Source organism: Dyadobacter sp. 3J3 (genome assembly GCF_009801115.1).
Lineage (GTDB): Bacteria > Bacteroidota > Bacteroidia > Cytophagales > Spirosomataceae > Dyadobacter.
The window spans coordinates 85984-98334 of sequence record NZ_VTOL01000007.1 but is presented as its reverse complement, the minus strand read 5'-3'; the positions used below and the strand labels follow the sequence as shown (position 1 = coordinate 98334).

10 protein-coding genes are annotated in these 12351 nt (G+C 39.5%); 4 read left to right on the top strand and 6 right to left on the bottom strand.

All coding sequences use genetic code 11. The features are described from left to right. Positions 1–88 precede the first annotated feature (88 nt). Together FZF08_RS16235 and FZF08_RS16230 are read left to right on the top strand one after the other, a co-directional pair. Positions 89–2683, top strand: coding sequence for a TonB-dependent receptor domain-containing protein (locus FZF08_RS16235; protein ID WP_159470607.1), 2595 nt, complete (start codon positions 89–91; stop codon positions 2681–2683). Further along, positions 2684–3103, top strand: a complete 420-nt coding sequence (locus FZF08_RS16230; protein ID WP_159470605.1) for a hypothetical protein — start codon at positions 2684–2686, stop codon at positions 3101–3103. A gap of 78 nt (positions 3104–3181) precedes the next feature. Here the strand turns inward: FZF08_RS16230 and ccsA (FZF08_RS16225) are convergent, their stop codons facing one another. From ccsA (FZF08_RS16225) to FZF08_RS16205, 5 genes are all read right to left on the bottom strand, one after another. After that, complete coding sequence (ccsA, locus tag FZF08_RS16225; RefSeq protein ID WP_159470603.1) at positions 3182–5776, bottom strand: cytochrome c biogenesis protein CcsA; 2595 nt, start codon at positions 5774–5776, stop codon at positions 3182–3184. Then, complete coding sequence (locus tag FZF08_RS16220) at positions 5773–6207, bottom strand: cytochrome c maturation protein CcmE (RefSeq protein WP_159470600.1); 435 nt, start codon at positions 6205–6207, stop codon at positions 5773–5775. The genes ccsA (FZF08_RS16225) and FZF08_RS16220 overlap by 4 nt, the downstream gene beginning before the upstream one ends. Positions 6208–6212: 5 nt before the next feature. Next, on the bottom strand, positions 6213–6440 hold the full coding sequence (locus FZF08_RS16215) for a CcmD family protein (RefSeq protein ID WP_159470598.1): 228 nt from the start codon (positions 6438–6440) through the stop codon (positions 6213–6215). A gap of 79 nt (positions 6441–6519) precedes the next feature. Beyond that, complete coding sequence (ccsA, locus tag FZF08_RS16210; RefSeq protein ID WP_159470595.1) at positions 6520–7200, bottom strand: cytochrome c biogenesis protein CcsA; 681 nt, start codon at positions 7198–7200, stop codon at positions 6520–6522. 45 nt (positions 7201–7245) lie between these two features. Next, positions 7246–7908: a heme exporter protein CcmB gene (locus FZF08_RS16205; protein ID WP_159470593.1), complete on the bottom strand. Its 663-nt coding sequence runs from the start codon at positions 7906–7908 to the stop codon at positions 7246–7248. Positions 7909–8155: 247 nt separating this feature from the next. Between FZF08_RS16205 and FZF08_RS16200 the strand changes: the two genes are divergently transcribed. After that, entirely contained in the window at positions 8156–8383 is a 228-nt protein-coding gene (locus FZF08_RS16200) for a FeoA family protein (protein WP_159470591.1), read from the top strand. Between the two features lie 29 nt (positions 8384–8412). After that, positions 8413–10545, top strand: a complete 2133-nt coding sequence (feoB, locus tag FZF08_RS16195; protein ID WP_159470589.1) for a ferrous iron transport protein B — start codon at positions 8413–8415, stop codon at positions 10543–10545. A gap of 196 nt (positions 10546–10741) precedes the next feature. Here the strand turns inward: feoB and FZF08_RS16190 are convergent, their stop codons facing one another. Continuing rightward, entirely contained in the window at positions 10742–12223 is a 1482-nt protein-coding gene (locus FZF08_RS16190) for an NAD(P)H-hydrate dehydratase (protein ID WP_159470587.1), read from the bottom strand. Between the last annotated feature and the right edge of the window lie 128 nt (positions 12224–12351).

The window sequence follows — 12351 nt, the reverse complement described above, 5'->3', positions numbered from 1 at the left end:
TTAGGTTTGATCCCGGATTCTCTTTCTCATCCGGAAAGCTGTCAAAACAGAACTGTTCTTTCATCAACCAGATTAATTATTATTGATTGTGAGTAAATTTTACTTTGCTTTTTTATTCTTTCTTATTGCCAGTCAGGCATTTGCACAAAAATACAAAGTGGCCGGATTGGTTACGGATGAGGCTGGAAAAGGAATTCCCGGAGTGACAATCCAGGAAATGGGTACGAATGCAAAAGGAATAACGGATGATCAGGGTATTTATCAGATGTATGTTCATTATGGAAATGCAACCCTTATTGTAGATTTTGATGGTTTTGATAAAATTGAAAAAGAAATTAAAGGAATTGGAACACAGAATTTTATTCTTAAAAGTGTTAGTAAAACCAAACCTGCTTTAATTGTCGGGTCCAGAAACCTCAGGACTACTGCAAACGACCTAACCTCCACGGTAGAAATTATTGATATTAAAAAAATAGCTTCTATAAACGGTCAATTTGACTTAACTCAACTTTTACAATTTGTATCATCCTCCTTAAATTCCAACAGACAAATTGGTACTGATGGGACAGATAATATTGACCAGATATCCATCCACGGCATGGGACCGGATCAGATGTTGTTGCTTGTTAATGGAAAAAGAAGGCATCAGTCTGCATTAATTAATTTGTCCGGATCATACGGGAGAGGTAATTCCAGTGCCGATTTAAATACAATTCCAGTTGCTTCTATTGATCATATTGAAATTTTAAAGGACGGCGCCGCGGCGCAATATGGTTCTGATGCGGTTGCCGGTGTTGTCAATATTGTTTTAAAAGAAACGACAAACGGATTTTCAGCAAATGCGAACGTTGGAATAAGAAAAGCGAAATACAATCGTGATTCAAGTTTTGTTGATGGTTTGAATTACAATGCAAATTTGAATTATGGTGCAGTAATTGGGCGAAAAGGATTTATCAATGCGACGGCAGATTACAATTTTATCAATCATACAAACCGGTCGAACACGCAGCCGGATTCTGTATTGAGAAAACAATTTGGAGATCCAAGAGTTTATAATGGTTCAGTTACATTTAACACTGCGTTACCTATTAATCATAATACAGAAATTTACAGTTTTGGAGGTTACAATTACAGACAAACAGAGAATTTTGCCTTTTCCCGAACGTTATTAAAAAACGACAGTTTATATAAAATTTATCCAAATGGATTTGATCCTGTTGTGTCCCGAAATATTGAGGATAGGGCTGCTACGGTCGGTGTTCGTACCAAATGGAATGGGTTTGATGTTGATCTCAGTAATACTTACGGATTTAACAAATTTCATTACAAGGTGAATAATTCGTTGAATGATTCCTTTGGTAAGGGTACGCCAACCTCCATGGACGCCGGAGGTTTTAAAACCAATCAGAATTTAACAAGTCTGAACTTATCCCAGTTTTATGAAAGCATTATGAAGGGCGTAAATCTTGCGTTTGGTGCTGAATATCGAATGGACTGGTATAACATTTTTTCAGGCGATGTTTTTTCTTACCTTACTTTTGATCCTTTAAAACCAACCGGAGCCCAAGGGTTTCGTGGATATAGTCCGGCGGAAGAAATCAGCAAAAAACGTAATAATGCGGCTGGGTATGTTGACATTGAAGCCAAGGTTACTACTCGTCTTTCGTTAAGTGCTGCCGGACGATTCGATTATTATAGTGATTTGGGAAGTGCCGTAGGTGGTAAAGGCGGAGTGAAATTTAATATAACAAAGGAACTTGTTCTGCATGGAAGCTATGGAATTGGATTCCACGCACCATCACTGGCGCAGCAATTTTTCAGTAATGCAACGGTTAATCCTACAACAAGGCCGCTTGAAATTCCAACTCAAAATGTTATCGCAAGGTCAGGCAGTGAAGCTGCGACAGCCTTGGGAATTCCTGATCTGAAACTTGAAAATACCCAGAATGCTACCGCAGGAGTTACTTTTTCTCCTGATAAAAACTTTTCGGTTTCAGTCGACGGATATTATGTTCAGATACGGAACCGGATTATTTTAGCCGGACCGCTTAGTCAAAATGACAGAACAGTGGGAGCGGGACTTAAAAAACTAAATATTGACCAGGCGAGATTTTTTACCAATTCTCTGACAACTTCAACGGCTGGTGTGGATTTGACGATTAAATATGGGGCGGAACTTGGAGTTGGGAAATTAAATGTTTCGGTTGGGGCGAATTATAATACGATGGCAATTGACACGATAAAAACCAGTGAAAAACTGGAAGGAAAACAGGCATCGTACCTAAACAGGAGAGAACGTTATTTTATATTATCGGCGGCTCCTCCTGTCAAAGTTAACCTTACACTTGATTATACAGTGGATAACCTGACTTTTATGGCCAGAGCAATTTATTTTGGAAAAATGGAGCTGATCAATAACTATTTTGGGAAAACGGATAAAGCCGGAAAGGTTTATACTGAGAAAGATTACGTAGATGTTTACAAATCTGTAATCCAGACGGACGTTTCGGTTCATTATAAATTTGATCAATATTTGTCTTTTACGATTGGCGGTAGTAATATTCTGAATGTTTATCCTACCATGTCAAAACCCAATAAAACTGAATCAGGAGGCGCGTGGGATAGTGTTCAGATGGGAAATAATGGTGCGTTTTTCTTCGCCAAAGTATTTTATAACTTTTAAATGAAAAAGGTACGATATATTATTTTGGGATTGCTTACGACCAGTTTTTCTTACGGCCAGCCTTGTAAGCTGCTTACGGATACTTTTCGGGAAGCGGATAAACTGAGAAATGGAAAGGACGAATTCCAGCGTTTCCGTTTTAGTGAAAATCAATTGGATCAGGTGAAGCTGATTCCTGGTTTGGAAAAACCTGTCATAGGATTAAAGAGTCTTCAAAAAACGCTGGATCAGGATTACCAGTCCTATATGCAAGGTCTTTTTTGGCAACTGGATGAAAAACTGGCTGCGCATCAGGTTGAGGAAGTAAAAAAGGAATGTCCTGAAACGAGCTTTAAAGTGTATGAGGACGAAGTTCTTTTTTATAAATCCAAGTATCGCGCTTATGATGAAAAGATTGATAAAGGCTTGAAAAAGAATTGAAAATTATTTGACTGAGCACAAAAAATCCGGCTGGAACGTCCAACCGGATTTTTTTTTATGTTATATGTTAAAGGTAAATTAAACAGTCGCTGCTTTTACCTTGCTTGTTTTTTTATTGGCTGTAATATTTTCTTTATCTCTCATTTTGATGAAATCCTGGAAACGGCGAACAGTGGCCATAATGAATCCAATAACAAGTACGAAAGTACCAAGCCACAAGATATTGATCAATGGTTTTTCGGTAGCCTTCATGACGATGAAATCACGTTGGGTTGTATTCACAGCAAAAGTAAACTTGCCTGTCGCCGGATCAATTTCCTGAAACTGGACACGGAATCCAAGGTCTTTATTTACTTCCGGTTTACGCGCCACCAAGCGGTCACGGATAACGAAAGAGGGTGTAACCACATACTCATTATCTTTATCCAGAACACGGATAACCGCTTTCACCGCCGCATCTCCTTCGCCCAGTTTCATGCCTTCCACTTCTTCGGTACGCACTACATTATCCAGAACGGCAACGTAATCATTTACGAAAAATGTGTCACGCATACTGATCGTGAAATTTTCAGTAGGGCTCCAAACAGGTTCAGCTGTCGGATTTGTTACCATGGAAACGTAGGTATACAAATCCTTATCCAGTTCACGCTGAATATCAGGCGAGGAAACCAACCCCATTCTCGGGTTTATCTGAGCGCGTGGGAACAAATTAAACACGCGTCCGGAAGGTTCACGGTATTCAATTTCGTAATAGAAATTCTCAGGATAGATTTCTATCGTGTCGCCTTTTGAATTATATTTTTTATCATTAACGACAATATCCCGCAAAGCAACAGCGTGGTAATCATTTTCGATCATGTCCACCCAGCTTTTAGGAATATAACCCGGTATGTGACGTGGTTCAACACGTACATCGCGCCAGGTTAACATATAATCACCCATTTTTTCCGGTTTGTTCAACCAAAGAGTTATATTTTCCTTATTTTCTTTGTTATCGTTATTGGTAAATTCAGCACTGCGTGAAATCATCAAACCCGAATTGTTAATTGAAACCACTTTGGTATAAGCAGATGAAAACAGGATTCCCAAAAGCATCAGCGCGACACCAATGTGCGTTACCGCTCCACCAGACAAACTGTATTTCCCTCTGATTATCTGGAATAGTATAGTTCCGTTGGCAACAATCGCAAAAATTGCAGTTGTTAAAAGAACGATATACTGGATTTCCTTAACACCCTGGAAAACGATTACTGCTGCACTTATCAGAAGGGCGATAAGCAGTGGATTGTATAAAGCCTGCAATTTATCCTTACCCACACGTTTCCACCAGAAAAACTGGCCAATACCCGTTAGAAGGATAATCAGAGAGAAAAACCAAAGCTGGAATTTATTATAATGACCAACCTGATCTGCGGGAAGTGCCATATTTAAAACACCGCCAAATGCTTCTGCTATCTTATTATACACAGGAATCGAAGTTGTCGCCAAAATCTGGAAACCTGAAAGACAAAGTAATGTAGCACCAATGAAAATCCAGAATTCCTGCGAATAAGTCGATACTTCTTCTTCATCCGAAGGAAGGATTTTCCAGCGATAAATCAATAGTCCAACAGCAACTACGATGAAAGTCAAAAGGTAAATCAGCAACTGACCTGATAATCCTAAATCCGTAAAAGAGTGAACAGATGCATTTCCTAAAACTCCGCTACGCGTCATAAACGTAGAATAAAGGATCAGGATAAATGTTGCAATGGTTAATATAAATGAAGTTTTTAACGCAGTTGCATTTCTTCTTGCGATGATCATTGTATGAATTGCTGCAATCAGAATCAACCAGGGAACGATAGAAGAGTTTTCAACCGGATCCCAGTTCCAGTAGCTACCAAAGTTCAGCGTTTCATAAGCCCAGTAAGCGCCCATCAAAATTCCTATTCCCAGAATCATCGCTGAAAATAATGCCCATGGCAAAGCCGGTCGAACCCATTCGTGAATTTTTTTAGTCCATAAACCAGCGATAGCAAACGAGAAAGGAATTAATGTCGTAGCAAATCCAAGGAACAAAGTTGGCGGGTGAATTACCATCCAGTAATTCTGTAAAAGCGGATTTAATCCATTACCATCTTTGGCAATGAAATTAGGATCCATTTGATAAACCGGCAGATTCGGCATTACCTCTTTCATCAAAAGGAAAGGCGTAGAACCGATTTTCAGATCAATACCCGGAATAACAACGCCCAAAATCATGGATGTCAAAAATGCCTGAACTAATGCAAAAATGGTCATTACAGGCGCTTCCCATGATCTGTTTGAGAAAATCAGAACAGAACCCAGAATCACATTCCAGAAAATCCACAGAAGAAAACTTCCTTCCTGATCCTGCCAGAAACTGGATATGGTATAACCTGTTGGCAAAGAAAGCGAGGAGTTTTTCCAGGCGTAATGGTATTCGAAATAATGATTTCCGATAATCCAGTACAATGAAAAAACAATTCCCAAAACGGACACGACGTGAACAACGAAAACGGTTCTGGCATAATGCTTCCAGTTGGTTACTTCGTTAATCGGCGTGCCAGCCAAGGCAGCTTTAAAATAAGCAAATGTTGCCAGTAAGGCAGAGGCAAATGCAATAATCGTCAGCAGGTGACCTGCATCTCCTATGGTAGTATGAATCATGATTTTGATGCGGTTGCTTCCGTAGTTTCCATTTTGCCGTTCTCATATTTAGAAGGACATTTCATCAGAATTTTTTCTGCTGCAAACGTTCCATTCTCCATTTTTCCAACAACTACAACCTGTTCGGATTTGTCAAAGTCCTGTGGTTTTGTACTTCTGTACACTACTTTCTGGACCTTGTTTTTATTATCAACTAACGTAAATTCGAAATAATTTGGATCGATCTCGGGATGATATTGCATATCAAGAATCTGTCCGGCTGCATTTTTTTGTAACTTACCTACAACGTGAATACTTTCGTTATCACCGTTGTCAGCCATTTCAATTGCTTTGCCAAAATCAACATAGGTACTTGCATCACCGGCTGTTGAAACGATAATCCCAATAGCTACCGCTATAATGATGAGACCGAATATCTGGATCTTTTTCATACTTATTACTTGATATTTAACTCTTTTTCAATTTTTTTAAGCTTAAAATCTATTCTAAGCATGTTGATTGCAATGCCAGCAAAGACGATCGCTACCACAAGAACAACAACCCAGATTTTTCCATCTTCACGCATTTTGTCCGCCATTGGAACATAATTCGGGTCCGAAGTCTGCGCGAACAAATTTCCTGAAAGCATCATCAGATAAAGTAAGAAAAAAGAGATTCTTTTCATGGTGTTATGTAAGACTAAATTCTTAACGAATTTTTGATTTGAAATGTTTATTATTTTCGAAATTTCGGAAAAACTACTATTAATTGTTCTTCACAATTAATTCTTCCTCGCGTATCCTATTGATCACTTTTATCCGTATTCTCAATTCGGCAAGCCACATTCCCATTAAAATGTAACCAATAATTGCGGGATAAAAAACCTTTCTGATATTGTTATCAAAGTCAAAAGAACCAAAAGTTGCATTACCGCCACTGCCCGGGTGAAGAGAATCTGTCAGACGAGGAAGGATATAAATGATTGGAATGAAAACAGCAAAAGCGAAAATATTGTATACCGCCGAAATACGAGCTTTACGCTGCTCGTCTTCGAATGAACTTCGCAATAAAAGATAAGCCAGGTAAATTAATAGGGAAACCGCGGCACTATTCAGTTTAGGATCATTTGGCCATGGATCGCCCCAGCTGAAATTCGCCCATGCGGAACCAGTCATACATCCCAGAATTCCGAAGAAAATTGCTGATTTCGTAAGTTCACTGGCGACATCATCATCCTGTATTTTCCCTGACATCAAATACTTGACCGAAAATATCATTGCAGCAAGTAATAATGTAGTCATAGCAAGCCATAAGGCCACATGGAAGTATGTATTCCGTATCGTTTCATTTAGGATAGGAAGGTGAGGGACTGGTCCCATGAAACCCATAACAATCACATAAAATATGATTATGATGCATAGAATTTTCCACCAAATTTTTCTCATTACTATTTTAAATAGGGTACTGTGAAATGTTTAATTAATCTGTTATCAGCTTCTCCACAAAAAAGGGAAAAGTAAATAACTAAGGGTGATTACAATGGCATCAATGGATAATAGCGTCATTATTTCATCTGTACTTACGCTTCTGTCAAGTCCATCAATGGCATTTTTCGCCAGCTTGATTGTCATCAGCAGCATGGGCAAAATGATCGGGAAACTTAACACGGCCATCAATGTTGCGTTATTTTCAGCTTTGGACGCAATGCCGGCTACCAGTGTTAGCACGGAACCAAATCCGATGGAGGCAAGTAGGATACAGATAAAATAAAGACCGATATCACCTACTGGATTTCCCATCACAAATGCATAAAATCCAAATCCGATGCAGGAAAGCAATAGCATAATCAAGGAATTATAGATAATCTTAGAAATGATTATCGCCTGCGGACTACACAAACTGTAATAGTAAAGCAGCCTTCCATAACGTTCCTGAGAAAAACTTTTTGCTATCGCATTCACCGCTGTAAAAAGTATAATGATCCAGAAAAGTGTGTTCCAAACAATAGGAGTGAGTTGATTACGACGCAGGTTAAAACTTAAATAGCAAACAAAAACAGTGGATACCACGTAAAGTAACATACCACTCAAAGCGTATTTTTGTCGCCATTCCAGCGTCACTTCTTTCCAAATGAGGGTTTTTATCTCGTTCAATACTTTATGCTATCGGCAGTCGGCTGTCAGCTTTCGGCGCGGTGATTATTTTCCGTAACTCTTGCTTTTGGACATTTGTCCTTTCGCGCAACAAAAGTACGACACAAAACTCAGGGGTAATAATAATAATGGGATGTTTTTGTATGATTTATAGCATTGTTTACATAAATGATAAGCCTAACTATTTGAATTACGGGCGGAGAATGCTTAATTTGCACTTACGTATATTTAATCTAAATAAGGTATTATGTCGGTTCGTACAGTTTCACAGCTTGAAAAAGGGGAGAAGGCAGTTATAAGGTCGTTTACGGATCGTGTAATGTCTCTCAAATTGCTGGAAATGGGATGTGTGCCAGGTTGTGTGGTGCGTCTGGATGCGGTTGCTCCTTTGGGTGATCCGATTTGTATAAATGTTGGTGGCTGTTATTCTTTATCATTACGATTGAATGAAGCTTCAACCATCGAAATTGAGTAATTCGTTTTTCGTTCTATTTCGCTTTTCAATTGAAACAAGAAAATATAAAAATTGCCCTCGTAGGAAACCCGAATGCGGGAAAATCAACATTATTTAATGCACTTACAGGTTTAAGGCAAAAAACAGGAAACTTTCCTGGTGTAACAGTTGAGAAAAAATCAGGTACATTTCGTTTGCCTGGTTCTGATGGAAAGCAGGAATTGGATGTAACTGTTGTGGATTTACCAGGAACTTACAGTGTTTATCCAAAATCGGCAGACGAAGGCGTTGTGATGGACATTCTTGCAAATCCCAAACATCCCGATTATCCCGCAGCCATCATTGTAGTTGCAGATGCATCTAATCTTCAAAGAAACCTTCTTCTTTTTACTGAAATAAGTGATCTCGGCATACCGACGGTTCTTGCACTGAACATGCTTGATATAGCAGCCAGTATGAAGCTTACCGTAAATGCAGTTCAACTTGCAATGCAGCTTAAAGTGCCTGTTGTTAAAATAAATGCCAGAACAGGAGACGGCATTCCAAATTTGCAACAAGCCGTTCGGCAGATTATTGAAAGGACGGAAAAGCCAGAGCTGAAATATTTTTATGCCCCAAAAGGAAACGAACCTGCATTGATTGAGGAAGTCAAAGAATTACATCAGCTGGATAACGACTACGTTGCTTTGCAATATGTTTGTCAGCATGATAACTTTTCATTTTTGGCCCAGCCAGTCCGTGCGAAACTGGATGCGCTTATTGAAAAATATGGATTTGATGAAATGGGATTTTTGGCCGATGAAACCATTGCCCGTTATGAAACGATCAAACCTATTATTGATAAAGCTGTAAAGTCAGAAGGTGTGACGGAACAGCCGCTTTGGACGAGGAAACTGGATAAAATACTTCTTCATCCGATTTTAGGGTATGTCACATTTGCAGTCATTCTGATGGTTATCTTTCAGGCCATTTTTGCCTGGGCTTCATATCCGATGGACTGGCTTGATGAAAATACTGCCTTACTCATTGCATGGACAAAAGAAATACTTCCCAAAGGTGTGCTTAATGATTTGCTGACGGATGGAGTTATGGCTGGAATTGGAGGAGTAATAATATTTATTCCACAAATTGCTATTCTTTTCGGGCTGGTTTCGGTGCTGGAAGAATCGGGTTATATGGCCAGGGTAATGGTGATCATGGATAAAATAATGCGCCGTTTTGGTTTAAATGGAAGAAGTGTTGTTCCCCTCATTTCCGGTGTGGCCTGCGCCGTGCCGGCCATTATGACGACAAGAAGTATCAGCAGTCGTCACGAGCGGCTTTTGACAATTCTGGTGACGCCGATTATGAGTTGTTCAGCGAGGCTTCCAATTTATAGTATTCTTATCGCGCTTATTATTCCTTCCACAAAAGTCCTGGGTATTTTCAATATGCAGGGACTTGTTTTATTTGGATTGTATTTTCTAGGTCTGATCGGTGCGTTAGCATCAGCCTGGTTGATATCATTATTTATTAAAAGAACAGAACCAGGATATTTCATGCTCGAAATGCCGACATTTAAAATGCCGCGTTGGGGTCATGTTGGTTTTATGATGTATGATAGTGTGAAATCGTTTGTATTGGAAGCGGGGAAAGTTATTCTTGCCATTTCAATTATTCTCTGGGTTTTATCATCCTATGGCCCGGGAGACCACATGGAAGTTGCTGAACAAAAAGTAGTGAAGGCAATGCCTCAGGCACCAGAACAGGAAGTAGCTGCGGCGATAGCATCTGCCCGTTTGGAAAGCTCATATGCAGGTAATTTTGGTAGATTTATTGAACCAGCTATCCGTCCCTTAGGCTACGACTGGAAAATAGGTATTGCTCTTTTGGCATCTTTCGCGGCAAGAGAAGTTTTTGTAGGAACTATGGCCACAATTTACAGCATCAGTGGAGATTCCGAAGACGTATTGACTGTCAAAGAAAGACTTGTTCAGGAAAAAAATGACCAGGGCGGACCCATGTATACACCCGCCGTCTGTTATTCCTTGCTGATTTTTTATGTTTTCGCGATGATGTGTATGAGTACCATCGCGGTCGTATACCGCGAAACACATGGATGGAAATGGCCGCTGATTCAACTAGGTTATCTGATGGTGCTGGCCTATGTTTCAGCTTTTGCTGTTTATCAAATTATGAGTTAATTGTTTTGATATCTGCTTTTTTCTTTTTGGATAATAGAAAGTTTTAATACCCTACGGATGGCGGAAAAAGCCATCCGTAGGGAGGCTCGACCCCGTCCGACGGCTTTTTCTGCCGTCGGACGGGTAATAAACCGGGTAGTTCGAAGTATCTGGTTTTGGTTTAAAACAGAAACGTTTTTCAAACTACAAACAAAACCTACCAACCCAAATTTTCAATAATATCTGAAGCAATCATCGCCGTTTTAGTCTTTTTCACTGCTGCCTTATCTCCCGCCAATCCATGTTGGAAAACTCCAAATATTGCGGCATTTTCCGGCGTATATTTTTGGGCTAATAACGAAGTTAATATTCCGGTTAAAACATCCCCGCTTCCACCGGTTGCCATTCCAGCATTTCCTGTTGAATTGAAATGTATATCACCGTTAGTTAATACAACAGCAGTATAAGCACCCTTCAGACAAATAATCACCTTATACTTTTTGGCGAAATTTCTGGCCAATTCAAGTCTATCATAGTCATTGGCAGATTCTCCGGCCAATCTTTGGAATTCTTTCGGGTGGGGTGATAAAATTGTTTTGGCCGGAAGTTTATCGAATAGGTCAGGATGTTTGGAAAGAATGTTTAGTGCATCTGCGTCAATAATCAGTGGTACTTTTATTTTGTCCAAAAGCTCGTCTATCATCCTTACCGTAAGCGGTTCCTGTCCAATTCCCGGACCAATTCCGATAGCCGAAAATGAATCAAGTTCAGGTACAGCAGTAATATATTTGTGATTTTGATCAACAGAAATCATAGCTTCCGGAAGTGATATCTGTAATATCTCATACCCACATTCTGGCACATGCACCGTTAATAATCCAGCTCCTGCATGTGCGCAAGCTCTGGAAGATAAGACCGCGGCGCCTATTTTTCCATAACTTCCAGCCATGACCAGTGCATGACCGAAGGTTCCTTTATGAGAAAATTTTTCTCTGGATTTTACTAATGCTTCACCGGTATGCTGATCCGTAAAATAATGTGGAGTTGGAGCATTTTCGATATAGTCAGTATTCAAGCCAATACCTACAACATGCCAGTCGCCAGTGAATGCTGCGTTTTGTGGCATCATAAAAGCCAGTTTTGGTAATTGAAAAGTTACCGTATGATCCGGTTTGATAATGGTATCTGGTTTTTCATTCGATTTATCAACATACAAACCACTCGCAATATCAACCGAAATAATTGGGCCGGGAGCATCGTTTATTTTCTCAATTACTTCCTTCAATAAACCCTCAACCGGGCGGGATAATCCTGAACCTAAAAGTGCGTCAATAATAATATGATCATCCACAAACTCCGGCATCGCGTTGATTTCGTAAATAGATTTTACCTGAACGAGATTTTCAATGTTTGCAAGATTTTGCTGGAAATCTTCCGAAGCCTCCTTGCTATACTCGATCACAAAAACGCGGACATGATATCCTTTTCCTGATAAAATGCGTGAGATTGCTAATCCATCTCCACCATTATTCCCTTTTCCGCAAAAAACAGAAATCGATTTTTTCGTGTCAAAACGTTCTTCGTACCATTTAACAAAAGCCTGCGAAGCTCGTTCCATTAAATTTAATGAAGAAATCGGCTCTTTTTGTATCGTGGCAGCGTCCAGTTCCCGGATCTGTTTAACATTTAATATTTTCATAGGTCAAAGATATTTGGATTAAAAAGCTGCCCGAAATAATCCTGCTTGGGATAAATCTCTGTTTACTAATATTATTCCAACAAAATTACATGGATTTCGCTGCATAAAATTATGTTAACGCTTTCAGA

What these genes read in the sequence shown, in the direction of transcription:
- FZF08_RS16190 (WP_159470587.1), bottom strand. Translation starts at nt 12,223, where the DNA reads ATGAAAATATTAAATGTTAAACAGATCCGGGAACTGGACGCTGCCACG.
- ccsA (WP_159470595.1), bottom strand. Translation starts at nt 7,200, where the DNA reads ATGAGAAAAATTTGGTGGAAAATTCTATGCATCATAATCATATTTTAT.
- FZF08_RS16200 (WP_159470591.1), top strand. Translation starts at nt 8,156, where the DNA reads ATGTCGGTTCGTACAGTTTCACAGCTTGAAAAAGGGGAGAAGGCAGTT.
- ccsA (WP_159470603.1), bottom strand. Translation starts at nt 5,776, where the DNA reads ATGATTCATACTACCATAGGAGATGCAGGTCACCTGCTGACGATTATT.
- FZF08_RS16220 (WP_159470600.1), bottom strand. Translation starts at nt 6,207, where the DNA reads ATGAAAAAGATCCAGATATTCGGTCTCATCATTATAGCGGTAGCTATT.
- FZF08_RS16230 (WP_159470605.1), top strand. Translation starts at nt 2,684, where the DNA reads ATGAAAAAGGTACGATATATTATTTTGGGATTGCTTACGACCAGTTTT.
- FZF08_RS16215 (WP_159470598.1), bottom strand. Translation starts at nt 6,440, where the DNA reads ATGAAAAGAATCTCTTTTTTCTTACTTTATCTGATGATGCTTTCAGGA.